Genomic DNA, 26,226 nt, shown 5'->3' with positions numbered 1-26,226 from the left:
CTAAAATTCAGCGATTAGTTTTTCAAATGCAGCTAACCGTTAATCATGGCTATTTTTTGTTTTAATAATAATATTCATTAAATTTAAAGCATCTTCGGTTAATGTCTATTTTTTATTAAAAACACAGGGGCACATGTTAAGGCTAGCAAATAAGGTGTTTTGGCAAATCATTCAAAACTGAATACTTTTTTGATGATATTTTATGAATAAACTATAGATGAACTAAGAAGGAATTTTAGACGAAAAAAAACCAGTCATAAGACTGGTTTTTTTAATGTGGCGGACGCGGCAGGAGTCGAACCTGCGACCGCCTGGTTCGTAGCCAGGTACTCTATCCAGCTGAGCTACGCGTCCGCGGTCAATCGTTATTTTATATCTTGATTCAAGATATCTTTATATCAAAAATAAATTTAATATAAAGCTTATATTTATTTTTTTATTAGCTTTAATACTAGCTATTCTTTTATATTTAGCCACTTAAAGAAAAGTGGCGGACGCGGCAGGAGTCGAACCTGCGACCGCCTGGTTCGTAGCCAGGTACTCTATCCAGCTGAGCTACGCGTCCTTATTTAAACCTGTTATTTATATCTCTAGTTTAAGAGATAACGAACTAACAATATTAACTTAGGTAAAACGACCTAGTGAACATTATATACGTTCGTATTGAACTATTACAATACCGTTGTTCCTACGGTGCCAATCTAAAAGAATGGCGGAGAGGGAGGGATTCGAACCCTCGATCCGGGATAAACCAGATACTCCCTTAGCAGGGGAGCGCCTTCGGCCACTCGGCCACCTCTCCAATGGGTGCGAATAATAAGGGATTATAAAAATAAGTCAAACTTTTTTAAGCTTTTATTTCTATTTTATGACTGTTTGTTGAGAATTCAAACAACACGGTTACTTTTCCAACATTAAGTTACTAAAAAGAGCTCAATATCACCGTGATAAATTTTATTGCTGGATCAAAAAAGCCGACTATTGTCGGCTTTAATAAGTAGAAGATATTTAGATTTCATTCCCTGAGGCTTCACCCTCACCTTTTTCAGATTGAATTCTCATGTATATTTCTTCACGATGAACTGACACTTCTTTTGGTGCGTTAACACCAATACGTACTTGATTGCCTTTCACACCTAACACTGTCACTGTGACGTCGTCTCCGATCATCAACGTTTCACCAACTCGGCGAGTTAATATTAACATCTTAATTTCCTTTATGTTTAAAAACGAGATCCACTAAATATATATAAGCTAGTAACAAATTAAATTTAGTCTAATTTTTGCAAAAGTGCACTAAAGATTACAATAAGTCCCTAAAATACTTATTAAACATTGAATAATCCTTTATCAATATCAAACTTTTAGTCTTTTAATTAACACTTATAAATCTAGAGTAGAATGCAATTGCAGCAATTACTGGTTATTTTAACAACCTTAATGAAACAATAAACACTTTATGCGTAATTATTTGCATTTTTAGCAAATTTTTTTAAAAATACTTTTCAAACTGGTCCGATTTCACATTCTATTAACATAAACGGCTAGTATTCTATAATAAGACCCGGAGTCCAGAAAATAATTCCCAATAAAATTAAATAAAAAAACAACAAAACATGCACAAAATATTTCCCATATGTTCCTAAAACGATTAAAGCCAGATTAATCAGTAAAACAATAAAGAGAAAAACTTTCGCTTATTAACGTCAATGACAGATATATATTGTATTTTCTAAGTAATGAAATAGATAAATTATATTTTCATCGCGGGGAGATAGCACTTGGCTTTAGAAAAATAAAACCGACGATGCTTAATAGCACTTGATAAGTTAGCGTCCATACATCGTTCGTCAGGAACTATGCAGCGAATTAATTAACTTTAATTTAATACGACGAACTATGACGATGACAACGAAAGAAATGGGTATTTGGACAGTTCAGTTACTTTAGTAGTTGATGGCTGTGATTCAACATTTCATATCGATATAAATCATGAGTCCAGAAAATACTTAAATCCATTAGGAGCAACGACTCAAGACCCTATTCATATTTAAGCTATATTACTTGATGAGAATTGAAGAAAAGAAAAGAGAAGAGATAAAACACCTTCGATGAGTGAAATCCAAATAATCTATATCCCCCACCAAAAGAAAATGCCAGTCAGCTTAACTGACTGGCATTAACCTTAGAACATATTACATTAATTTTTTGCTGCTCTATATATTAGCTCAGTTTATCACTCAACCAGCTTTGTGCTGCGTTTAACGCTGCTTCAATGTTCTCTGGTTGGCTTCCTCCTGCTTGTGCCATATCAGGACGGCCTCCACCTTTACCACCCACTTCTTGGGCTGCAACATTAACTAACTCGCCAGATTTAACTCGACCAACTAAATCTTTTGTCACGCCAGCAATTAAGCTCACTTTATTATCGCTAGCAGTAGCTAACAAAATAATGCCTGAACCCATTTTATTTTTCAGGTCATCAACCATACCACGCAGTGATTTCGCTTCTACACCTTCTAAATTAGCAATAAGCGCTTTGACACCATTATAGTCTTTAGCTTGGCTTACTAAGTCAGCACCGGCAGCACTTGCAAGTTTCTGTTTAAATTGTGCAAGCTCTTTTTCTAACTCTTTATTACGCAATATTACTTGTTCAATTTTACTTGCTACATTAGCAGGCTCAGTTTTCACTAATGCTGCAATGGAGTTTAACGTATGCTCTTGTGTGGCAAAGTAATTTAATGCGGCTTCACCTGTTACCGCTTCAATACGGCGAACACCTGCGGCTATGCCTGATTCAGAAGTAATTTTGAATAGGCCAATATCACCAGTACGGTTAACATGTACGCCACCACAAAGCTCTGTTGAAAAATCACCTAAGGTAACTACGCGTACTTCATCATCGTACTTTTCGCCAAACAAGGCCATAGCGCCTTTTTCTTTTGCGGCATCAATTTGCATCAAGTTAGTTTCACGAGCTAAGTTACTGCGAATTTGTTCATTAACCATACGTTCAATTGTGTTTATCTCTTCAGGCGTTACCGCTTCAAAGTTAGAAAAATCGAATCGGAGTTTATCCGCATCGCACAATGAACCTTTTTGCGTAACATGATCGCCCAACACTTTACGAAGAGTGGCATGTAAAATATGCGTAGCCGTATGGTTTTTAACAATTGCTGCACGACGCTCGCTATTAATTTGCGCTTTTACAAGACTGTTTAAACCTATGGTTTGATGAGCAATACCTTTATGCGCAAACGCATGTCCAAGCTTAATTGTATCGGTCACTTCAAAAGTACCATTATCAAACTGTAGTGTACCCGTGTCACCAACCTGCCCACCTGATTCAGCATAAAATGGTGTTTGATCAAGGATCACAATACCTGCTTCACCTGCTTCTAAAGTATTAACTGACGACTCGCTGTTAAAAAGCTCTACAACAGTAGAAGACATTTCATCACGTGTGTAGCCTTTAAAAGTGGTACGGTTTTCTGATTTAAGGGTGTCGTTATAGTCTGTGCCAAACTGACTTGCTTTTTGTGCGCGAGTACGTTGTTGAGCCATTGCTGCATCAAAACCTACAATGTCAATATTTAGCTCACGTTCACGTGCAATATCAGCGGTTAAATCAGCCGGAAAGCCGAAGGTGTCATATAACTTAAATACATCATCGCCAGCGATAGTATCGCCTTTAAGTCCTGCTAAAATATCTTCTAATAACGCCATACCTCGGTCTAACGTTCTACCGAACTGTTCTTCTTCGATACGTAAAATTTTCTCAATAATCGCTTGTTGCTGAACCAATTCAGGATATGCATCACCCATTTGCTCTGCAAGTGAGGCGACTAATTTATGAAAGAAAAATGATTGTGCTTCAAGTTTATGACCATGACGAATAGCGCGGCGAATAATACGACGTAATACGTAACCACGCCCTTCATTCGACGGTATAACACCATCAGTAATTAAGAAGCTACATGAACGAATATGATCAGCGATAACACGTAAAGATTTGTGCTCTAAATCGTCGCATTCAAGTAACTTAGCAGTATCTCGAATTAAGCACTGGAAAATATCAATCTCGTAATTGCTATGCACGCCTTGTGTTATAGCGGCAATGCGCTCTAAACCCATACCGGTATCAACTGACGGTTTAGGCAAGTTTTCCATAGTACCGTCTGCATGACGGTTATATTGCATGAAAACAATATTCCAAATTTCGATGTAGCGATCGCCATCTTCATCAGGAGAACCTGGAGGACCACCGAAAATATTTTCTCCGTGATCATAAAATATTTCAGAGCATGGACCACATGGGCCAGTATCGCCCATCGACCAAAAGTTATCAGACTCAAACTTTTTGTCGGCTGACTTATCACCAATGCGTATTATTTTATCTGCTGGTATGCCAATTTCATTTAACCAATAGTTATAAGCTTCATCATCGCTTTCATAAACAGTAACGAGCAGTTTTTCTTTGGGTAATGCTAATACGCTAGTTAAAAATTCCCATGCATATGTTATTGCTTCTTCTTTGAAGTAATCACCAAAACTAAAGTTACCGAGCATTTCGAAAAAAGTATGATGACGAGCAGTGTACCCTACATTTTCTAAATCATTATGCTTACCGCCAGCACGCACACAGCGTTGCGCAGAAGTGGCGCGAGTATAGCTGCGAACATCGTCGCCAAGAAAAACATCTTTAAAAGGCACCATACCAGCATTAGTGAATAATAATGTCGCATCGTTACCCGGAATAAGTGAGCTACTCGCAACAATTTGGTGCTGCTTAGATGCATAAAAATCTAAAAATGCCTGACGCAATTGGGCACTAGTTTCAATCATTTGAATTTCCAACTTTTCGAAGAATTATATCTGTTTAAGCGTTTAATAGTGTCATGATTTCATCTAATGAGAAACCACCTTATTATAAAGCGCATTCAATTAGCTTGCGCTTTTGGATCTTTATTAGGGACGCACCAAAGCGCATATTATACGCAACCTCTGCTTTAATATACCAATGTATTTAGGAATTTAATGGTACTTTTAATGCAAATTAACCGCTAAAGCCTATATTGACCTATGCCTTAATCTCTATAGAACCTATTTGACTCAAACTATGAGATTACAAAAATATCACGCTATATAAATGTATGACTACGTTATGCCTAAAAGCCTCGTTATTAATACTTAGGCTCAGTGGAACATTTTCGATAACAGCATAACGCAATTCAATGTGGTTTTTTATAGCTTTATTACCGCTAATTATTTAATGCTGTTACTGGGTACATAACTGTTATTTAGAAAAAATATGAGATGAGATTAAACACATGCCACGACTTAGAATGTAAAAATATTCTAAAAATGATGATAAGTTTTACATTATGTTAATAATCGCGCAAAATAAACTTATACCCATTGAAATAATGAATTAGCAAATTTAAAGCAACATTCAGTTATCAATAAAAGCTATGTTATAGCGATTAATAAAAACAGGGACCTGTATGAAGGGACAAATGAAAAACATGCGTTTAATGTTAGTTATTTTATTTAGCTCACTATTTTTACAAGCATGTGGCGGCTCAAACGAAAAGGTCCCAACATTCACCGTTGGTTCATCAGTTTCATCAGTAGCATTTACTAATGAATTTTTGCAAACAGAAACCCATACTATCGCGGTTGACGTAACATTCGATGGTTCAGGCTTATTACTTGGTTTTGCTCCAACGGCACAACCTGTAGCCTGGTTAAATTATCGTATTGAAAACTTAACGGATAACTCAGCAACTTTACATATTGATGTGGTTAACGCTGATAGAATAAATGCCGATTTATACGGTACAACATTAAGACTCACTAGTGGTGATACAACAACCACTAACTTTGCCCATGCCGATATCAATGTATCATTGCTGGTATGGCAAGCGGTGACTTTTGATGACACTTATGGTGTTGAATCAATTGCGGCAAAAACAATTCAATTAAGTGCTAGTGAAGATAACCTTTCATTAGCAAGTTCAGTACCTTGGTTAAACGTCGAAAAAAGTTTTCTTGATGGCGTAACAACGATCACAGCAACACCTAATTTAAGTGACTTTACCGGTTCAGGTTTTTTCCCTGCAACAATCGACATTACGAGTCCACTTGGTACTACAAAATATCCGGTTGAATTGAGCTTAGACAATATCCATTTATTTGCCGATAAAGCCACTGTTGCTTTAGCTGAAACAGGTAATATCAACAACACTCAAGCTGTTCTTAATATAAATTCAAACAGTGTTTTACCTTGGGGATGGCAAGCCAGTACAGAAGCTACTTGGTTAACATTGACACCGAACAATGATAGCAATCAACTCACTATCACAGCTGATAGTAGTTTGTTAACAACAGATGAGATAACAACAGCTGAGATAACGCTTAGCGGAAACGATGAAACCACCGCGATTGCAGATACTATTCAAGTCAGCTTTTATAAATCTGAAATAAATACTGAAAATAATACCTTAAGTATTGTTGCCAACACTGATGGTATAGCGACAAATCCGCTATTACCACAGTATTATGTTGCTGTTAATAATGAGCTACGCAGTTACCATCTTTATACAAACGAATTATTATCAACAACCGTTATTTCGCCAGTTGATACTGAGTTAGAGCAGCTTATTGTTCACCCAGATGCTAGTAAATTACTAGCAAAAGCGATTGAAACTACGGTTATCGATGAAAACACTACCGAAACTACCACGCATAGATATCAAATCGACCTCTCAGACATGAGCATTATTGAATTAGCTGACATTGATATCACCAATGAACCCGTCAAATTTATCCGTATTGATGGACGTTATTTTTTAACAACAGCTATATTAGAGTTTGCTGATGAAAATCTTGTCCGACAAGGGTTTGACGGACCTAATGCTTTTTTTGCTAGAGCCTTTAATGTCGCAGAAAAAAATCAAGCACTGTTTGCTTTAGATGTTAGCGCCGGTGATGAGTCAATGTCGATTAAGCGAATTGACGTTAGCGTAAACGATTTTTCTCGCAACCCTATTACAACATCAATTAGCCACAGTTATCGACCTGAATTACTGGGTGAAAACGAACAAATTAACGACTTCTATGTTACCGCTGATGAGCAAAACATTTACGCCATAAGCCCAACCAGTCAATGGATAAGTTTTGACGGCACAACATTTACAGATAATGGCGTGTTAAATAGTGACAGCACGGTGATTAATTTAGCGCTTGCTCATACCGCTAATGATCGTCCTCATTACGTTATATTTGATCCTGAAGCTGGCTTTAAAGTTGATGTATATAACGAACAGCAAGTTATTGCTAATAGTATTGCGCTTGGTTCAAATCAACCATCAGGTATATTGATCGCTAATGGCGACAAAAGAGCCGTTTTACCCTCATCGAGCGCTAACACCATCGATGTTATTAACCTAAGCCAATTTTCATCGTCTTTAGAAAGCTTGGCCTTTACCACCAACTTTGGTGATAGCGCTATTGCTCAGCAAACACTAACCCTGACAAATATTGGAGCGGATTGGCAAGCAACCGCTAGTGCCCCATGGTTGATTTTAACGCAGCAAACTGATGAGAATGGCGATATTATTTTAATTGATATTGATCGCAGCTTAATTACCGGCTGGGGCTTAATGTCAGCTAGTATTTCAATATTTGATCCTGCTAGTGGCACGACAAAAGTGATCACTGTTGAGCTGGCAATCGATGCCATACGTTTAACTAGTAACTTTCCAGCTCTAGCTTTTAATAGCTTAGCGACTGAACAAACGCTTGTGCATACTGTTGATATTTTAACAAACAGTGAAACTACTATTGCTTGGCAAGCAAATACCGATGTTAACTGGTTATCGTTATCTTCTGACGCTAACAACAACACACTTACCATTACGGGCATACCAGCTAATCTGAGTTCCGATGGTGTGCATAATGCCGTCATTACTTTAACACCGACAGCTGAAGGCACGGCACTACCTGGAAGCATCAATATAACGTTCAATAAGGGCACAATTGACAGTGCTGATGTCGATATTACCAATATTAGCGTCAACAGCTCAGGCACAGTACTTGACCCCATGCGTCCTTATGTTTATATCGCTTCAGGCGATAAAATTAATACTTATCACGTGATTTCTGGGGCGTTGATCAACTCTACCACCTCGCCTTTAGCCGGTATTGATCTGACTAACTTAGTCGTTCACCCTGATGGTTCAATGCTTTTGGCATCTAATAGTGAAACCTATGTAGATGAAGATGAGCTTGAACAAACTCGCGTTAATCATTACCAGTTTGATTTAAGCAGTTACCAATTTAATCAAATAGACAGTGACAATATCACCATAGAATATCGTCCGATTATGATTAAAATAATTGCTGGTGTACCTTTGGTCTTAACACAAACACTTGAGTATGCCGACTTAAACTTAGTTCGCCAGTTCTGGGATCAAAAAAATGCTTATTTTGTTTCGACCATTGCTCAAGCCAATAGTGCCGATATATTCATGGCCTACAAGCAATCAACAACCTCATTGCAACGTTATGCGTTAAGTTATAACGCCTATGCTAGTGATATGGTTTCAGCATCAGATGAACCTGCATACACCAATACAGCCTTTGTTAGCTTATCAAGCTTTGTCATAAATCATGAAGGCAGTACAATTTATAGTGCTAATAGCACTTCTGAGTGGGCAGGTTTTGACGGGACAACCTATACTGATAATGGCTTATTGCACGATAATGTTAATATCCAAACCATTAACACAACCATAGATGCTCATGACAATAGTTACTTCTATCGCTTTGATCCAACCCAAGGAATGACATTAACTAAATATAATGCGGCTCAGGTTGAGCTTTGGACTGAATTAATAATTGCCGAAGGCCCCAAACAGCATTATTTTATGCCTGAGTATCAACGCGTACTTATCTATGATGCGAGCACATTATCCTTAAAGTTGCGCTCTCATCAATAACTATGGCTAAAAGTCATTAGCATTATTTGATTGAAGAAACTGAAAAACCGCATATATGCGGTTTTTTTATATCGAAATTATAGCAAGCTACTTGTAAAGCTAACGTTTTATTTAACAAGTAAATTATGAAATTAAAAATCTCTACAGACAAAATTAACGTTGACCTAAAAAGCGCTGTATACGTTTAAAAGTAAACCTTAATTCTTAGTACATTTAATTGTGTCTGAGAAAAATTATGTTATTTTTTCAATACTTAATTATGCAAACAAATCATTTATATCAACAACTCATTAAGTTTTTAAAGAATAATCATGGCTTTTATTCTATATTAATAATGTGACTATCAACTTGAGGCGATTGTTCAAGTAAAGTTACCACTTAGCATAAATAAAACTAAAATTAAGCGATTTTAGCTTATTGTTTAGTCCAATTTAAAAATACTGTAATAATTTCAGGAAGATAATATGAATACAGATGAAGTTGTAAGTCAAATGACTCAAATGGCCGTTTTTTACGGACCAAAATTGATTGGTGCGATCCTAGTATGGATCATTGGTGGATGGGTAATAGGCATCATTGGCAACGTATTTAAAACCACCCTAAAAAAAGGAGGTACTGATCCGTCTTTAATGCCATTTTTAACCGGCATTGTTAACGGGCTTTTAAAAGTTCTTTTAGTGCTAACAGCCTTAGGTATGTTAGGCATTGAAATGACCTCTTTCATCGCTATATTAGGTGCTGCAGGTTTAGCTGTTGGTTTGGCTATGTCAGGAACGCTGCAGAATTTTTCTGGTGGTGTAATGATATTGATTTTCAAACCATTTAAAGTGGGTGATGTTATAGATGCACAAGGTTATGTGGGTACTGTTTCTCAGATTCAAATTTTCAATACCATTTTAAAAACGCCTGATAATAAAACCATCATTATCCCTAATGGAGGCCTATCAACTTCATCAATGGTTAACTATTCAACAGAAGCGAAGAGACGTGTTGATTGGACAATTGGCGTTGGTTACGGTGATGATCTAGATAAAGCTAGAGAAGTTATTAAACGATTATGTGATGAAGATGAGCGTATTTTAAAAGACCCTGAAGTATTTATTGCTGTTTCAGCATTAGCTGATAGCTCAGTAAATTTTGCTGTTAGAGCTTGGGTAAACGCGCCTGATTATTGGGGTGTATACTTCCAAATGAATGAAAAAGTTTATAAAACATTTGCAAACGAAGGGCTAAACATTCCTTTCCCACAAATGGATGTTCACATTCACAAAGATGCCTAATATTTAAAAGCACATCTTTGATAAAAAAGTTATCACCGTTAGTCGGAGAGTTTTTACCATTAACTGATGTTGTCATAACGTAATTTTATGACGATGATACTGATAACAAGCTTGAACTCAAAACATAAAGCGCTATCCAATTTTTTGGTTAGCGCTTTTTTTATATGAATAAATCACCTTAATTACTTAGCCTTACATTTAGTGTTCAAAAAATTCTGTGTAGTACTAATTAATTCAGTGCGAGAGGAGTTAAAGCTATGGTCGTCATCAATCAGTTTATAGGTTACATCACTGTTATTTGTTTTAACTAAAGCCTCTAGTAGTGGTTCTATATGTGACTTTAATGGAATAACATCGGTATCAGCAGCAATAAGTAATACTGACCGACCATTAAGGGTATTCACTCTTCTGACCAAATTGAGTGCTTTTGCGTGTGTCTTCAACTCTTGTTTAGCTTTATCGCCTGACCAACCATTTAACATAAATAAGCTGTCACTGTATTCTAACCAAGGAATAGTAGTGTTGGGGTCATCTATAATGCCTACGTCACCCACTCCGAGGTTAGCACCGTCATATGCAACAGCGCAATTAACTGATTGATTATCTAATATCCCTGCGATAGCTAAATGGCCGCCCATGCTATGGCCAATAATAGAGATTAAATTGCGATCAATATTAAGTGCTTTGGCATTGGCTTCATCGCTAATAAACTGCAACACTGTCTGTACATCTTGCTCAGCATTTAAAAATGAAAACTCGCCTTCACTCCCCCACGCTCCACGATAATGAAAAAAGACTACATTCCAGCCTATACTGCGCAGTGCCTGAGCAACATCCAAATTCTTTTCATTACCCGGATAACCATGTAATAACAACACAGTTGGATGCGGCCCTATACCTGGTGCTTGATAAATAAAGCCTGACATACGATCGCCATCAGCATTAAAAGTAAGCTCTTTTGTACTTGCAGGGTAATTGTTAGCGGCTTTTGCATACGTTGTATTTGATAAGCTGATTAGTAATAAAGTAATGAATAAGCTTAACGTATAAGAAAATTTCATAGCTTTGCCTTAAATGAAAGAGTAATTAAAACACCTAAAAATGAAGGTGTATAAGAATGAACCTTTGCAATAAATTGCTGAATTTTATTCTAACTAAAAAATGCTTAAACTTGATAATGTATTGGCAATTATTCAGGTAAACCAATATGAGCGTGTCCACCTTTATAATCAACAGTAATTAAAAAGTGTTTAAGCACGTCGTAGCCAATTATACCCTGGACTTTCTTACCTTTAAGTCTTGAGCCTGTTTTTTCGTATTGGCTATCTAAATATGAATTTTTCCCTTCAGCAGGAATGGTCACAAGTACATTTTCTAACTCAAAAGGGCCAAACTGCAATAGTGGAATTCTAAAGCTTTCAGTTTCTATTGTAGTGTTAACGCCTGTTGATACTGTTGACTTACGATCTCCTCCTGATAACCAACCCAGTTTACTAGCGACTTTGCGTTCAACAACCATGCCGCCAGCATTACCAGTATCAAGTATCATCCATAAATGCCTATCATCAGGCAGACCAATTTTAACTATTGGCATTCCTGTACCCTTTTGACTTTGGATCTCAATATTTTTAAATTTAGCCACTTCAACAGAATCTTGAGTGATCAAACGTATTTTTTCATTAGGATAATCTAATTGAACGACAAAACTATTGAAAAAACCCGATCCAAGTAACAGGCCATTAGTGTGATAGCCTAAATTAATTTCTGCAACTTTGCTAAGTTCAGTCGCGATGCCAAAAAAACTAACAGGTACATTTCTATATGTAGTTTTCTTATCAACCCCGAAAACGCCTCTGACTTTTATCATGCTGCCTTTATCAAACATTAAATCGTGTTTAGTAATAAAAGCTTTATTAACGGCATTGAGTTGAGCCCCCGTATCTAAGATGGCAAAGGTATCAATGCCTTTAATGCTTACAGGGATTTTAACGTGGCCACCTTCTAGATTAAAATCAATCCAATCGGTTACACCAGCATTACATTTGAGTGTTAAAAATAAGAAAATGCTCGATAGTAATATTTTCAAAGTTAGTCCTTTAAGTTTATAGTCCATTAAAATACGTTTTATTTTGTATCGTTAACTTTTGTATCTTCACTTCATTAAAAATTAAGTGAAGTCGTTATTAAGGTCGAATAAAAAAACCTAATATTAAGCGTTAAAAAGCGTTTAATATTAGGTTTATGCTTCATCAATACTTTACATTTTTTCGAGTAGGTATTGATTAATATTGCCCCGTTATATTACCTTGTAAAATTGTTACTTACTGCAAATCTGCGACTAAGGTTTTAAGCCATTTTTCTTCAGTAATAAATGCCCAAGACAAATGTTTATATTTTTCACCAATACCGTCGGTAAGTATTTGCTGCTCAGATTTGCCTGCGGCCAATGCTGTAGAAACTTTATTAATACTAAACTCCATCATTTCAGCAAAGGCTAATAAACTCTTTTTGTCGGTTAAATTGCCGTGCCCTGGAATAATTACCACATCATCAGGTGTATTTTTTAGCATGTGTTTAACACCGGCTAAATACCCTTTAACACTGCCGCCACTTTTTAAATCGACATAAGGAAAACCAACTTCAAAAAATAAATCCCCCGTATGCAATACATTGGCTTTTTTAAAGTAAACATAAGTGTCACCATCAGTATGACCTTTTGGTAAATGTGTTAACTGAACTTCTTCATTATCTAAATAAATAGTAATACCGTCTTTGTAAGTTACCACAGGTAAACTTTCAGTATGATGATCGGTTTTATTACTCAAACGATTACGAACATTTTCATGAGCAAATATCGGCGCTTTATGTGAGAAGAATTTGTTACTACCAGTATGATCGCCATGAAAATGGGTGTTGATAACATACTTAAGCTCTTTATCTTCTATGCCCTTCATCGCGGCTTCAATTTTTTCTGCTAATGGAGCAAATTTATCATCAACCAGCAATAAACCTTTATCTGTAGCTAATACACCAATATTACCTCCCGGACCTTGTAACATATAAACGTTACCCGCTGCAGGTTGTACCGTTATTTCTGCTTCTGCCATTTCTTGAGCACTGGTTGACACGCTCACAACAGCACTCAAAAGTATTGTTATTGCTACTAGAGATTTTTTAAACATAATTACCCTATTGTATTTAGTATGTTGGACTTGAGAATTTGATATTGATTAAACGCAAAAGCCATTAATAAAACTATGCCTACATATTACCCTTACAAACAAAATTAATACTACTTAATTAAGTCAGTATAAATAATAATTCACTCATAATTCTAATGCACCGTTTAGATATCTATACAAAGAAAATGTGAAAATTAAAGGTGAGTTAATTTAAAAGCGCTAGAACAGAGCTAGAACAGAGCTAGAACAAGTCTAGCTGACTCTGATTATCAATACTACTGTGCTCAGAAAAGCCCAATGACAAACCAATTAATCGAACTTTTCGATTATTAGCTCTTGTCATGGCTTTTTGAAATAGCTCGAGAAAAATAGCTTCAAGACAATCTTTAGATTGCATATCAACGGTGGTTTGCTGAAAGTCGGCAAATTTAATTTTTACCGTTTGTTTACTGATTTGCCGATCGTCATGTTTTGCTAAGCGTAATTTAAGCTTGCTAAATAAACTTAAAAGTATCACTTGGCATTGCTCGATAGAATCAATATCTTCTGCCATTGTTTTTTCTATCGCTAGTGACTTTCTAACACGTGATGTTTCAAGCGCTCTATCGTCGATACCAAAGCTTCGTTGGAATAACGCATTAGCAAACTTACCAACAATAGAATGAAGCTTTGCAACAGAGCTTGCCCTAACATCTGCGCAACTTTCAAAGCCATAGGCTTTTAATTTATCACTGGTTTTTGGCCCAATACCCGGGATTTTTTTCAACGACAAGTTTTCAACAAATGTACTAATATCCTCAGGAGCAACAACACATTGTCCATTAGGCTTATTTTCATCACTGGCAATTTTAGCTAAAAACTTATTAGGGGCAATACCAGCAGAAGCGGTAAGGTTTAGCTCATTATAAATATCGCGTCGAATTTGTTCAGCAATTAAAGTAGCACTGCCAAAAAACAAAGGAGAGTCGGTAACATCAAGATAGGCTTCATCAAGTGACAAAGGCTCAATTAAGTCGGTGTAACGTAGGAATATAGCTCTGATTTGTTGTGACACTTGCTGATAAACTGACATTCGACCATTAACAATAATAAGTTCAGGACAAAGCGCCTTCGCCCTTGCATTTGGCATAGCTGAACGTACACCAAACTCGCGCGCTTTATAATTACAAGTACAAAGTACACTGCGCGGTCCGTTTCCACCAACAGCAATAGGGACATTACGCCATTCAGGATTATCACGCATTTCCACTGCAGCGTAAAAGCAGTCCATGTCGATATGAATTATCTTTTTCTGTGAGTGGCGAGTTCTAATCATTTATCATTCCATTTAATAATAAACTGTATTTATATTAACTTAATTACACTTAACTGTATAAAAACACAGTCACTTTACCATGTAAAAAAATTACGTCAATACGCGAGTATCAAACAATAATAAAATTGGACCATTCAGCTTTGTAAAATATGTAAGATATGCATCAGAACTGACGATTTAAGAATTGAAAGGTTATTTGATGTAACTATTTTCGGCAGACATAATTGGTGAGTAAAATTTAATAAATATACTGTCTATAATCACTGTTTTTTATAGTCATTATAGACAGTTAACTGTTTGTAAAATAATTAGTTTATGTAAACTAAAATCATCTTAGCCATTAATTAAAAAGTGTACACCAATACTTGCTGCATAACCTAGCGCGATAACCCAGCTCCACTTTAAGTGGCCTATAAAGGAATAAACACCTTTCGTTTGTCCCATTAAGGCGACACCGGCTGCTGATCCTATTGACAATAAACTACCACCAACACCTGCTGTCATGGTGACTAATAGCCATTGTTGAAGATCCATCGCTGGGTTCATACTCAACACGGCAAATACGACAGGAATATTATCTACAATGGCCGATAGCACGCCGACAGCAATGTTGGCATACGTTGGACTCCAATTACTGTATAGCGCTTCAGAAACTAAGCTTAAGTAGCCCATAAAGCCCAAACCGCCAACGCACATCACTACGCCGTAGAAAAACAGTAAAGTGTCCCACTCTGCACGGGCGATTTTGTCAAAAATATCAAAAGGTATGATATTGCCTAGCTTTTTCAATTCTTCTGAGTCATTTTCAGCTTCTGCTTTATTGCGCTTTTTATCTAAAGAGCGTGGTAGGCTCATACGTAAATAAAAACCAAAGAACTTTAAGTAACCCAAGCCCATCATCATACCTAACACTGGCGGCATGTTAACAACACTGTGGCATAGTACAGCGGTAGCTATGGTCAAAATAAACAGGGCAACTATCCTTTTTGCTCCGCGTTTAATCTGAAAAGTTTCACTGACATCGGGTGTCGATTTTTCGTTGGAAATGAAAAAGCTCATGATGATTGCTGGCACTAAAAAGTTCACTAATGATGGAATAAACAACACAATAAATTGTTCAAATTTAACTAGCCCTGATTGCCAAATCATTAAGGTTGTAATATCACCAAACGGACTAAAAACACCACCGGCGTTAGCTGCGACAACAATATTAATACAAGCTAGATTGATAAATTTTTTATCATTGGATGCCACTTTTAAGATAATGGCGCACATCAACATGGCGGTAGTTAAGTTATTAGCAAAAGAAGAAATGGCGAATGCTAAAACCCCTGTCAACCAGAACAAAGAGCGCAAACTTAGGCCTTTTGACACCATCCACAAACGCAAGCCATCAAAAATACCGCGCTCTTCCATAGCATTAATATAAGTCATTGCTACTAATAGAAATAATAATAGCTGAGCATATTCAAGCAAGTTATGGTTAAAGGCTTCTTCTGCCTCAATAGGAACACCGTGCTGGGTATAAACCCAGCCAATAATTAGCCAAATAATACCCGCAGCGACGAGAACAGGTTTGGATTTTCTTAAGTGTATAACGTCCTCACCAATAACCAACACGTAAGCAATTGAAAAAAGAATGATGGCCGTGAGACCAAATATTGAATTGGTTAAATCAATACTGCCTGGACCAGCAGCCCAAGACGATGTAGAAACACAAAAAAGTGACAAGATTAATAATATTTTTTTAAACATAACGACCTAATGAACTAAATTTTGTTCTGGTTAATGCAGTTAACCAATGACTAACTAATGATTTACATTGGTTAATGCTATTTTCAATGTTTATATTGCTATGTATCCTGAACTTTGGATAAGTGAACTAATGCAGTTATATTGCGATTACTTAGCAAACGCTTATCCAAATCCCCGGTTATTTAACGCTGTAGATATTCGTTCCAGTTGACTATATCGAACCATCACGTCAGTACAGCTAAATAGCAGGCTAAGCACCATTTTTCGTCACCTATTTAACATCAAGGATTAAACTAATGTTGCCACAATATTATAATCCTCAACGTAGCTGACTGGCTTATATTTTTTTAGAACTTTTTGGGTGAATTCATAATATACAAGCTCAGTATCAAATGCTTTATTTGCAAATTTAGTGCTTATAATAGGATTTACTCGTAACACTAGAGCTTTTTGAATAGATGAGTGACACTAAAGATCAATTACCGATAAAAACAATCTCCAGATCGGTTAAGTAATACCTAAAGTGAACGTATAGTTTGCAAGCACTCAAGGCTATTAATTTTATAGAAAATACGCTAACTTAACGTCGATTTCTTCACAGACTTTTTATTTTAAAATCAAGGTTATTAATTTTGCTTACCCTACGACTTTCTTCGGTATATTTATTCATTGTAATATTGACCACATCTCTATGCTCAATCAGCAGTTTTGCACATACTGATGACTTTAATCAGGCAACTTTATCGCTAGATAATAACGAAAGATACCAGCTTATCGTTACTGTTGATTTTATACATTTATTGCAAGAACATTTAGACATTTCAGGTGAGGATAACAATGTACTCTTAGCATTAAATCAACTGTCATTTCTTGAACAAAAACAATTACTCGAAAATCTTGAAGCTGTTTTGAGTCAGCAATCCGGTTTAGTTTTTTCAAATAAAACAAAAAATATTGAACAGCAACAACCCATGACCTTTCAGGGTTTACAACTTCAACAGTTAAAACGCATTTTAGCGCAACCAGAAAAGCTAACAGATTATAAAATTGAACTTCACGCTACAGGATATATACCTGAAAACTCGGATGATGTTGCCGTTAGTTTTGCACCACTTTTAGGCAATATAGTACTTAAAGTGGTTCGGCCTGAACAAACCTTAATAAGTGCCGGAGCATTAAGCCAAAGCTTTCAAATTAATCAATCAAATGCTTTGCACTTAAATAGCGTAAATATACCGAGTACCATTTCACTCACTATGGATTATATTTACCAAGGATTTGTGCATATATTGCCGCGCGGGTTGGATCATATATTATTCGTTTTAGCACTACTGTTGTTTGCTAGGAAACGCTCAAGTTTAATATGGCAAATCTCCGCATTTACGCTCGCGCATACAATTACCCTAGCATTAGGCATTTACGGTTTTGTTACGATATCTAGCACGATTGTAGAGCCTCTTATTGCTTTATCCATTGTCTATGTAGGGTTAGAAAATATTTATCGCGCAAATCAACGTACAAATAGCCAGGCGAGATTACCGATAATATTTGCCTTTGGCTTGTTACATGGATTAGGGTTTGCGTCGGTATTAAGTGAAGTCGGATTACCCGCGAGCCAGTATTTAACGAGCTTAATCTCGTTTAATGTTGGTGTAGAACTTGGACAGATAACGGTGATTGCACTTGCTTTTATTTGTCTATACCCCTTTAGGAAAAAAGTCTGGTATCAAACTAAGTTGGTGTTTTCGCTTAATATCACCATTGCGCTAGTTGCCAGCTACTGGCTTATTGAGCGCCTTATATAAATAAGCTTTGCTAACAAATAAAGACTGGATGTTAGAAATGAAAAAGGTGAGCTATGCTCACCTTTTATCTGTTTACTGTAGGCTAACGCTAAACGTTAGTATTGATTAATCGTTAAATAGATTAAGCTTTGATAACTGCTTAAATGTTTTTAACGTTAATATCGCCAATCGCTAACGCTGCGACACGGTCACGTTCCTGACGCTTTTCACATGGGTTATCACAATTACAAGATTTATCGATACCTACGCTTGCTAAGCCGCCACAACTACCGGCAAGGGTTTTATTTTGAAAAATATATCCGACAGCCATTGCCATTACAATAACGAGAAAAAAGCCTAAGGTGATTAAGAATATAGCCATATTAAGTGCCTACCTATTTGATAACATTTCAACATTTAATTTTAAGAGTACAAACCTACTTGAGGTATTGCATGAATTTTACCGTGCTTTGCTCAACAAAGCCATGATCAGTTTTCGCTATAATATATGCAGCAAGGCCATTAGCCTCTGCGAACGCTAGCGCTTTCTTTTCACCCATTACCATCATAGCCGTTGATAAACCATCGGCGGTCATTGAGGATGGATGGATCACAGTTACAGAGACCAGCTTATGGTTGATTGGCTTTCCATTTTTTGGGTCTATGATATGCGAAAAACGTTGACCGTCTGCTTCAAAGTAAATTCTATAGTCTCCTGAAGTAGCAACAGCATTATCTTTAGGGATAATAATTTGTTGTATTGACCGTTCGCCGCTTAAGGGTTTTTCGATTGCTACATGCCAAAGCTCACCAGTATGTTTAAAGCCTTTAACGCGCATTTCACCACCAATTTCAACCAGGTAGTTATTAATACCATTTGCTTCGATAAACTCGGTCACTAAATCAACACCGTAGCCTTTAGCAATAGTTGATAAATCAACGTATAGATCTGGCGTACTTTTACTAAGCATATCGTGTTCAAGGGTTAATTTATCTAAACCCACACGCGCTTTTGTTTTCATCAGTAATTCAGCGCTTGGCACAGTTTCAGGTCGATATTCTGGGCCAAAGCCCCATAAATTAACTAAAGGCCCAACAGTAACATCAAGTGCACCGTCACTGAGCTCCCCTAAACGTATCGCTTCTTTAATCACTCGCACAAGGCCTACTGAGACTTTAATAGGAGCAAGTGAGTTAGATTGATTAAACCTTGATAGCTCAGAATCCTTTATATAAGTCGACATTTCCTGATTCAGCTGAACAAGCTGTGCATCAATACCCTGCTGTAGTTTTTCTGCATCTAAATTTTCACCCACTAATTTAATATTATAAGTGGTCCCCATTGTGTGACCTTGCAGAAGGTATTCTGCACGACCAAGTTCGTTACTGGGAAAGCAGCCACTAAGCACTAAAATAGAGCATGCTACTAGCAATAATTTAACCGCTAACAGTTGTTTTTTAATCATAAAATTATATTGCATCACAATATCCTTGATAAATTTCATTTAGCTAAAGTAACCGACTTAATTAACAAGTATTTTCTTTTAGCTAAATAAAATCCGAATTTTCAACAATTCACGATAAACATATAAAAAATAGGTATTAAAAAGGCGACCTAAGCCGCCTTTCATTGGATGAATTCAACAGCTTAATTAGCCACCGAAATCATCTAACATGATGTTTTCATCTTCAACACCCAAATCTTTTAGCATATGTATAACTGCGGCGTTCATCATTGGAGGACCACACATGTAGTACTCACAATCTTCCGGCGCTTCATGGTCTTTCAAGTAGTTTTCATGAAGTACATTATGAATAAAACCTGTCATGCCATCCCAGTTATCTTCTGGTTGTGGATCTGATAACGCAACATGCCATTCAAAGTTGTCATTTTCAGCTGCAAGACCGTTATAATCATCTTCATAGAACATTTCACGCTTAGAACGAGCACCATACCAGAACGACATTTTACGTTTAGATTGCAAACGTTTAAGTTGATCGAAGATATGAGAACGCATTGGCGCCATACCTGCACCACCACCAATAAATACCATTTCGTTTTCAGTTTCTTTCGCGAAAAATTCACCAAATGGACCTGAAATAGTCACTTTATCGCCAGCTTTTAAGCTAAAGATATATGATGACATTTTACCTGCGGGTAAATGCAAACGTCCAGGAGGTGGCGTAGCAATACGCACGTTCAGCATAATAATGCCTTCTTCTTCTGGATAGTTCGCCATTGAGTATGCACGTAACGTAGGCTCATCAACTTTTGATTCAACATCAAAAAAGCCAAAATGATTCCAATCACCTTTGTATTGGTCATCAATATCGAAATCGCTATATTTCACATGATGCGCAGGCGCTTCAATTTGAATATAACCACCGGCTTTAAACGGTACAGATTCGCCATTAGGAATTTGTAACTTAAGCTCTTTAATGAACGTTGCTTGGTTATCGTTAGAGATAACTTCACATTCCCATTGTTGAACCCCAAAGATTTCATCTTCAAGTACAATGTCCATATCTTGTTTAACTGCCACTTGACAAGCTAAACGACAACCTTCTTTGGCTTCACGCTTATTAATATGACCTGACTCAGTTGGCAGTATATCACCACCACCTGAATGTATTTCTACACGACATTGGCCACAAGTACCGCCGCCGCCACAAGCTGAAGGTATAAAAATACCTTGGTCAGCCAATGCGCCTAAAAGCTTACCACCAGCCGCAGTTGTAACTGCTTTCTCTGGGTCACCATTAATGCTAATCGTAACGTCACCTGAAGACACTAACTTAGATTTGGCAAATAAAATCACCATTACTAAAGCGAGTACTATCAAGGTAAACATCGATACGCCGAGAATTATAATTTCCATCGACTTTTCCTTTAATCTTCTCTAAGGGTTTTAGCTGGTTTAATCACCTGCAAGCAAGTGTGAGCTAAAACCGACATAAACCTAAAGTGAAATACCACCGAAAGAAAGAAAGCCAAACGCCATCAATCCTGCAGTAATAAACGTAATACCTAAACCTTTTAAGCCGTCAGGTACATCCGAGTATTTCATTTTTTCACGAATACCTGCTATCAGTACGATGGCTAACATCCAACCAATACCTGAGCCTATGCCATAAACGAAACTTTCGCCTAAGGTTAAGTTTTTCGCGACCATAAATGAAACGCCACCGAAGATTGCACAGTTAACGGTGATCAAAGGTAAGAAAATACCAAGCGCTTGATAAAGTGCTGGGAAGTATTTATCTAAAACCATTTCAAGGATTTGCACTAATGCCGCAATCACACCAATGAAGGTAATGAAAGACAAGAAGCTTAAATCAATAGAATCTTTTGCTTCAGTTACACCCATTAAGCTATCTAACGCACCTGGCGCTAAAATCGCTTGATAGATAATTTGGTTAACAGGTACCGCAATACCTAGAACCACAACAACTGCAACACCAAGACCTATGGCTGTGCTCACTTTCTTAGACACAGCTAAGAATGTACACATACCAAGGAAAAAGGTTAATGCCAAATTTTCAATAAATATGGTCTTAACAAATAAACTTAAATAATGTTCCATGATTGCTTAGTCCTTCTCTACTTGTGCTGGTTTCCACTGGCGAATTGACCAAATGATTAAACCGATAATGAAGAATGAGCTAAATGGTAAAACTAGTAGACCATTACCTTGATACCAACCACCGTTTTGTACCAAAGTAAAAACTTCCATACCAAATAACGTACCAAAACCAAATAGTTCGCGGAAGAAAGCAACAATGATCAATACAGCACCGTAGCCTAAGCCATTACCAATACCGTCTAAAAAGCTCACACCTGGCTTTTCTTTCATAGCAAAAGCTTCAGCACGACCCATAACAATACAGTTAGTAATGATCAAACCAATGAACATCGACAACTCTTTAGATAGTTGATAAGAGAAAGCTTTTAAAACTTGGTCAACTAAAATTACCAACGAGGCAATAATCGCCATTTGCACAATAATACGTACACTTGATGGGATTTGATTACGAATAAGTGATATAAACAAATTCGAAAAGCCTGTTACGAACATTACCGCAATGGTCATTACCATAGCGTTTGCCATAGAACTTGTTACGGCTAGCGCAGAACAAACACCAAGTACTTGTAAAGCAATAGGGTTATTATCAACAACCGGTCCAAATAAAACCTTTTTAGTATCAGTAGCCATTAGTTCAACCCTCCAGCGCGATAGTTAGTAATGAATGGACCATAACCTTCTTCACCAAGCCAAAAATGTAAAGTTGTTTCAACACCGTTACTGGTTAATGTTGCGCCAGAAAGAGCATCAACGCCATGAACATCACCAGATTTAGCGCCACCTTTAACAATTTGAATGGCTATATTGTTTTGCTCATCAAACATTTTCTTACCCGGCCATAAAGCTTTCCAATTAGGGTTAAGTACTTCAGCACCTAAACCTGGAGTTTCTTTAAGGTCAGAATAGATTACGCTTTTAACGGTATTAAGGTCAGACTCTAAACCGACAAAACCGTACATAAGATCCCACAAGCCAGAACCAACAATCGGTAAAACGATTGTTGTTACTTTACCTTGCTCATCTTTCACAAGATAAACCACGGCATTTTTAGCAACACGGTTTAAACTAGCAATATCATTTTCAGGTTTAAAACTCTTAGCTGGGTCACGCGCATCAGCACGTTCATCAAACGAGTTAACATCACCTTCAACAACTTTACCTGTTTCAAGACTTATCATTTTTGCTTCAACACGTTGGTTATAAACAGCAACGATATCGTCACCTGCAAGTTCTAATAAACCCGCAGTTTCAAGAATTTTAGTTTGCTTATCAAGCAATTTATTAGCTGTTTGTAATGGTTTTAAAACCACTGCAGAAGTTGATACTAAAGCAGCACAAACTAAACAAACAATAAATACAAACCCGACTGTTCTGCCGAAAGTTTCTTTCTTTTTAGTATCAGACATTGCGAGCAAGCCTCCGTTTGATATTCCCTTGAACAACAAAGTAGTCGAAAAGAGGTGCAAACAAGTTAGCGAATAAAATAGCTAACATCATACCTTCTGGGAATGCTGGGTTAACAACACGAACCAATACCACCATGATACCCACTAAAGCACCAAACCAGTATTTACCAGTATTAGTAAATGACGCTGATACAGGATCAGTTGCCATAAACATCATACCAAAGGCAAAACCACCCGTAACTAAGTGCCAGTACCAAGGCATAGCAAACATTGCATTAGTATCAGAACCAATAGCGTTCAATAGCATTGACATAACAACCATACCGGCAAACACACCTAAAACGATACGCCATGAAGCAATACCTTTATAAAGGATGTATGCACCACCGAGTAAAATCATCGCTGTTGATACTTCACCAACAGAGCCAGGGATATAACCCCAGAATGCATTCCACCAGTCAGCATTAATGGTATATTCAAGCAAACCTTGGTTCGCAGCACTTAGCGCAGTTGCACCAGAGAAACCATCAGCAGCAACCCAAACAGCATCACCAGATATTTCACTTGGGTATGCAAAGAATAAAAACGCTCGACCCGCTAATGCTGGGTTTAAGAAGTTTTTACCTGTACCACCAAAGACTTCTTTGGCAATAACAATACCAAAAGTAATACCGATAGCAGCTTGCCATAACGGAATAGTTGCCGGAAGGATTAAAGCGAATAGTATTGAACTAACAAAGAAACCTTCGTTAACTTCATGTTTGCGTACAGAGGCAAACAATACTTCCCAGAAACCACCAACAATAAAGACTGTTGCATAGATAGGTAAGAAAAAAGTTGCGCCGTAAAGCATCATACTGAACCAACCAGATTCTGTAGATAAGCTTCCGCCTAACATTTCAAACAAACCAACTTGCCACGTATCAGGTAAAGCATAACCAGCCGCTAATGCGTCAGTTGCTTGAAAACCTATGTTGTACATACCCCAGAACATGGCAGGGAAAACCGCTAACCAAACTGTGATCATGATACGTTTAAGATCAATACTGTCACGTACGTGAGTACGACCTTTGTTTACTTGGCCTGGCGTAAATAAGCCAGTTGCAACCGCTTCATAAAGCGCATACCAAGTTTCATATTTACCGCCTTTTTCAAATTGCGGTTCGATATCTTCAAAAAACTTTTTCAAGCCCATGACTAACCTTCCTTCTCAATTGTGGTTAGGCAATCACGAAGGATCACGCCGTAATCTGTTTTGCCTGGGCAAACAAATGTACACAAGGCTAAATCTTCTTCATCAAGCTCTAAAGCACCAAGTTGTTGCGCACCGTCTGTATCGCCGGCACATAAATCACGCAATAACATTGTTGGTAAAATATCTAACGGCATAACGCGTTCGAAATTACCAATAGGCACCATAGCGCGTGCACTACCATTTGTTGTTGTGGTCATGTTGAACAACTTCTTAGGGAAGAAGTGGCCCATGTAAGCACGCGTAACTGAAAATTTATTAGGACCTGGGTACATGTAGCCAATAAATTCTTTTTCTCTACCTTCTAGGATAAGAGAAATTTGCGTGTGATAACGACCTAAATAGCCGTGAACACCCGAAGCAACAGAACCAAGTAATAATGAACCTGAAACTACACGTACTTCACCATCAATTTTGTCATCAGCAATAATCTCAGCAGAACTAGCACCTAAAGTAGTACGAATTAAGCGAGGATTTTTTGCCGCAGGACCAGCTAAAGAAATAACACGACTGCTATCTAGCTCACCGGTAGTAAATAATTTACCGATAGCAATAACATCTTGGTAACCCGCATGCCATGCAACGTTATCAGCATTTACAGGCTTTAAAAAATGCATGTGTGTGCCAACTAAGCCCGCAGGATGTTTACCGGCAAATTCATTAACCTTAGTCGTTGAATTAACAGCAATATCACTACCTGGTGCTTTACTTACAAATACTTCACCTTCGGTTAAGCGTGCAAGAACAGTTAAGCCATTAACGAAGGCTTCACTTTGCTCAGCAATAATAACCGCTGGATCAGCAGCCAAAGGATTAGTATCCAATGCACTAACAAATACAGCAACAGGCGTTGCATCTACAGCAGGAACTTTACTAAATGGACGTGTGCGTATCGCAGTCCACAAACCTGACTTAACAAGGTTTGCAACAACATCTTCACGTGCAATTGAGTTGAGTTCGTTAGCGGCATATTGCGTAAACGTTTCTTGCTCATTGCCGCCAATTTCGATGACAACAGATTGCAATACGCGCTTTTCACCACGATTTATTTCTTTAACAACACCTGAAGCTTGAGCTGTGAATATAACGCCAGGATTCTTTTTATCTTCAAAAAGTGCCTGACCTTTTTTAACGCTATCTCCAACCTTAACAAACATGGTTGGGCGCATACCCACAAACTCTTCACCTAATGTTGCAACAGTTTTGATGGACGGACCATCATGGATTACCTGCTGGGGGGCACCTACTACAGGAACATCCAGACCTTTTTTTATCGTAATCATAAACACTTGCACTACTTTTGATGGGAGTAATCAAAATCAATTAATTGGTTATCTTTTCACATAACTTATTGCAAAGTTTCACAACAAGAATGGCAAGCTAATAACATAAAAGACCGATTTCAGTGTATTTCAGCAAAATCTTAATTTAGTTTGAATAAATTAAGGTTCACTGGCTCTAGTTAAAATTTCTGGCGCGATTCTAACACAAAACCACATTTTGATTCTATCTTAAGCAGCACAAAAGATAACAATTTAGTCGAATAATCTCTATTTCGAACAAATATAGAACAAAATATACTTTTTTAACCCAATTTATTGACGAAACAGGTTAAATTAAAGCTAAGTTTTGACTATTTATACTACGTTAGAAAGTTGAATAC

The 26,226-nt window shown here is 37.2% G+C and carries 18 protein-coding genes and 3 tRNA genes; 3 read left to right on the top strand and 18 right to left on the bottom strand.

Annotated features, from left to right (window positions below):
* Positions 1 to 277: 277 nt before the first annotated feature.
* The 5 genes from H4J50_RS12600 to alaS all read right to left on the bottom strand — a co-directional run bounded on the left by H4J50_RS12600 (position 278) and on the right by alaS (position 4,848).
* A tRNA-Arg gene (locus H4J50_RS12600) sits at positions 278 to 354 on the bottom strand.
* A gap of 134 nt (positions 355 to 488) precedes the next feature.
* Positions 489 to 565, bottom strand: a tRNA-Arg gene (locus H4J50_RS12595).
* A 145-nt stretch (positions 566 to 710) separates the two neighbouring features.
* Positions 711 to 802, bottom strand: a tRNA-Ser gene (locus tag H4J50_RS12590).
* Positions 803 to 1,008: 206 nt separating this feature from the next.
* Positions 1,009 to 1,206, bottom strand: a complete 198-nt coding sequence (gene csrA / locus H4J50_RS12585; RefSeq protein ID WP_085304221.1) for a carbon storage regulator CsrA — start codon at positions 1,204 to 1,206, stop codon at positions 1,009 to 1,011.
* 1,017 nt (positions 1,207 to 2,223) lie between these two features.
* A complete protein-coding gene (gene alaS, locus H4J50_RS12580; RefSeq protein ID WP_182256805.1) occupies positions 2,224 to 4,848 on the bottom strand; it encodes an alanine--tRNA ligase in 2,625 nt (874 codons plus the stop codon).
* A gap of 659 nt (positions 4,849 to 5,507) precedes the next feature.
* Between alaS and H4J50_RS12575 the strand changes: the two genes are divergently transcribed.
* Positions 5,508 to 9,005, top strand: coding sequence for a BACON domain-containing protein (locus tag H4J50_RS12575; protein ID WP_182256803.1), 3,498 nt, complete (start codon positions 5,508 to 5,510; stop codon positions 9,003 to 9,005).
* A 464-nt stretch (positions 9,006 to 9,469) separates the two neighbouring features.
* A complete protein-coding gene (locus tag H4J50_RS12570) occupies positions 9,470 to 10,285 on the top strand; it encodes a mechanosensitive ion channel family protein (RefSeq protein WP_108456909.1) in 816 nt (271 codons plus the stop codon).
* A gap of 182 nt (positions 10,286 to 10,467) precedes the next feature.
* Here the strand turns inward: H4J50_RS12570 and H4J50_RS12565 are convergent, their stop codons facing one another.
* The 5 genes from H4J50_RS12565 to nhaD form a co-directional block, all read right to left on the bottom strand.
* On the bottom strand, positions 10,468 to 11,346 hold the full coding sequence (locus H4J50_RS12565; RefSeq protein ID WP_182256802.1) for a S9 family peptidase: 879 nt from the start codon (positions 11,344 to 11,346) through the stop codon (positions 10,468 to 10,470).
* Positions 11,347 to 11,474: 128 nt separating this feature from the next.
* Complete coding sequence (locus H4J50_RS12560; RefSeq protein ID WP_182256800.1) at positions 11,475 to 12,371, bottom strand: pepsin/retropepsin-like aspartic protease family protein; 897 nt, start codon at positions 12,369 to 12,371, stop codon at positions 11,475 to 11,477.
* Positions 12,372 to 12,606: 235 nt separating this feature from the next.
* A complete protein-coding gene (locus H4J50_RS12555) occupies positions 12,607 to 13,467 on the bottom strand; it encodes an MBL fold metallo-hydrolase (protein WP_182256798.1) in 861 nt (286 codons plus the stop codon).
* Between the two features lie 241 nt (positions 13,468 to 13,708).
* Positions 13,709 to 14,782, bottom strand: a complete 1,074-nt coding sequence (gene dinB, locus H4J50_RS12550; RefSeq protein WP_182256796.1) for a DNA polymerase IV — start codon at positions 14,780 to 14,782, stop codon at positions 13,709 to 13,711.
* Between the two features lie 333 nt (positions 14,783 to 15,115).
* The gene (gene nhaD / locus H4J50_RS12545) at positions 15,116 to 16,537 is read right to left on the bottom strand and encodes a sodium:proton antiporter NhaD (protein ID WP_182256794.1); all 1,422 of its coding nucleotides are present in this window, start codon (positions 16,535 to 16,537) and stop codon (positions 15,116 to 15,118) included.
* A gap of 632 nt (positions 16,538 to 17,169) precedes the next feature.
* Here nhaD and H4J50_RS12540 point away from each other — a divergent pair.
* A complete protein-coding gene (locus tag H4J50_RS12540) occupies positions 17,170 to 18,342 on the top strand; it encodes a HupE/UreJ family protein (protein ID WP_220466198.1) in 1,173 nt (390 codons plus the stop codon).
* Positions 18,343 to 18,481: 139 nt separating this feature from the next.
* On the opposite strand, the gene nqrM is transcribed toward H4J50_RS12540, so the two are convergent.
* From nqrM to H4J50_RS12500, 8 genes are all read right to left on the bottom strand, one after another.
* On the bottom strand, positions 18,482 to 18,703 hold the full coding sequence (nqrM, locus tag H4J50_RS12535; protein ID WP_108456914.1) for a (Na+)-NQR maturation NqrM: 222 nt from the start codon (positions 18,701 to 18,703) through the stop codon (positions 18,482 to 18,484).
* Positions 18,704 to 18,758: 55 nt separating this feature from the next.
* Positions 18,759 to 19,802 (bottom strand): FAD:protein FMN transferase, encoded by a 1,044-nt coding sequence (locus H4J50_RS12530; protein ID WP_259366244.1) that lies wholly within the window; start codon positions 19,800 to 19,802, stop codon positions 18,759 to 18,761.
* A gap of 171 nt (positions 19,803 to 19,973) precedes the next feature.
* On the bottom strand, positions 19,974 to 21,200 hold the full coding sequence (gene nqrF / locus H4J50_RS12525; protein WP_182256792.1) for an NADH:ubiquinone reductase (Na(+)-transporting) subunit F: 1,227 nt from the start codon (positions 21,198 to 21,200) through the stop codon (positions 19,974 to 19,976).
* An 81-nt stretch (positions 21,201 to 21,281) separates the two neighbouring features.
* Positions 21,282 to 21,905 (bottom strand): NADH:ubiquinone reductase (Na(+)-transporting) subunit E, encoded by a 624-nt coding sequence (gene nqrE, locus H4J50_RS12520; RefSeq protein ID WP_081149060.1) that lies wholly within the window; start codon positions 21,903 to 21,905, stop codon positions 21,282 to 21,284.
* 6 nt (positions 21,906 to 21,911) lie between these two features.
* Positions 21,912 to 22,535, bottom strand: coding sequence for an NADH:ubiquinone reductase (Na(+)-transporting) subunit D (locus H4J50_RS12515; RefSeq protein ID WP_108456916.1), 624 nt, complete (start codon positions 22,533 to 22,535; stop codon positions 21,912 to 21,914).
* A complete protein-coding gene (locus tag H4J50_RS12510; RefSeq protein ID WP_108456917.1) occupies positions 22,535 to 23,311 on the bottom strand; it encodes a Na(+)-translocating NADH-quinone reductase subunit C in 777 nt (258 codons plus the stop codon). The genes H4J50_RS12515 and H4J50_RS12510 overlap by 1 nt, the downstream gene beginning before the upstream one ends.
* On the bottom strand, positions 23,304 to 24,506 hold the full coding sequence (locus tag H4J50_RS12505; protein ID WP_182256790.1) for an NADH:ubiquinone reductase (Na(+)-transporting) subunit B: 1,203 nt from the start codon (positions 24,504 to 24,506) through the stop codon (positions 23,304 to 23,306). The genes H4J50_RS12510 and H4J50_RS12505 overlap by 8 nt, the downstream gene beginning before the upstream one ends.
* 2 nt (positions 24,507 to 24,508) lie before the next feature.
* Positions 24,509 to 25,846: a Na(+)-translocating NADH-quinone reductase subunit A gene (locus H4J50_RS12500; protein ID WP_182256788.1), complete on the bottom strand. Its 1,338-nt coding sequence runs from the start codon at positions 25,844 to 25,846 to the stop codon at positions 24,509 to 24,511.
* Positions 25,847 to 26,226: the final 380 nt, after the last annotated feature.

The sequence above is a fragment of the Colwellia sp. 6M3 genome (assembly GCF_014077595.1).
Classification (GTDB): Bacteria; Pseudomonadota; Gammaproteobacteria; order Enterobacterales; family Alteromonadaceae; genus Cognaticolwellia.
The sequence above is the reverse complement of the archived record's forward strand: the minus strand, read 5'-3'. Positions and strand labels throughout refer to the sequence as shown.

Excerpts from the sequence above, each read along its gene's own strand:
- nhaD (WP_182256794.1), bottom strand. The coding sequence starts at position 16,537 with ATGTTTAAAAAAATATTATTAATCTTGTCACTTTTTTGTGTTTCTACA.
- H4J50_RS12530 (WP_259366244.1), bottom strand. The coding sequence starts at position 19,802 with ATGCAATATAATTTTATGATTAAAAAACAACTGTTAGCGGTTAAATTA.
- nqrE (WP_081149060.1), bottom strand. The coding sequence starts at position 21,905 with ATGGAACATTATTTAAGTTTATTTGTTAAGACCATATTTATTGAAAAT.
- alaS (WP_182256805.1), bottom strand. The coding sequence starts at position 4,848 with ATGATTGAAACTAGTGCCCAATTGCGTCAGGCATTTTTAGATTTTTAT.
- H4J50_RS12565 (WP_182256802.1), bottom strand. The coding sequence starts at position 11,346 with ATGAAATTTTCTTATACGTTAAGCTTATTCATTACTTTATTACTAATC.
- H4J50_RS12510 (WP_108456917.1), bottom strand. The coding sequence starts at position 23,311 with ATGTCTGATACTAAAAAGAAAGAAACTTTCGGCAGAACAGTCGGGTTT.
- H4J50_RS12570 (WP_108456909.1), top strand. The coding sequence starts at position 9,470 with ATGAATACAGATGAAGTTGTAAGTCAAATGACTCAAATGGCCGTTTTT.
- H4J50_RS12505 (WP_182256790.1), bottom strand. The coding sequence starts at position 24,506 with ATGGGCTTGAAAAAGTTTTTTGAAGATATCGAACCGCAATTTGAAAAA.
- nqrM (WP_108456914.1), bottom strand. The coding sequence starts at position 18,703 with ATGGCTATATTCTTAATCACCTTAGGCTTTTTTCTCGTTATTGTAATG.
- dinB (WP_182256796.1), bottom strand. The coding sequence starts at position 14,782 with ATGATTAGAACTCGCCACTCACAGAAAAAGATAATTCATATCGACATG.
- H4J50_RS12515 (WP_108456916.1), bottom strand. The coding sequence starts at position 22,535 with ATGGCTACTGATACTAAAAAGGTTTTATTTGGACCGGTTGTTGATAAT.
- csrA (WP_085304221.1), bottom strand. The coding sequence starts at position 1,206 with ATGTTAATATTAACTCGCCGAGTTGGTGAAACGTTGATGATCGGAGAC.
- nqrF (WP_182256792.1), bottom strand. The coding sequence starts at position 21,200 with ATGGAAATTATAATTCTCGGCGTATCGATGTTTACCTTGATAGTACTC.
- H4J50_RS12575 (WP_182256803.1), top strand. The coding sequence starts at position 5,508 with ATGAAGGGACAAATGAAAAACATGCGTTTAATGTTAGTTATTTTATTT.
- H4J50_RS12555 (WP_182256798.1), bottom strand. The coding sequence starts at position 13,467 with ATGTTTAAAAAATCTCTAGTAGCAATAACAATACTTTTGAGTGCTGTT.
- H4J50_RS12500 (WP_182256788.1), bottom strand. The coding sequence starts at position 25,846 with ATGATTACGATAAAAAAAGGTCTGGATGTTCCTGTAGTAGGTGCCCCC.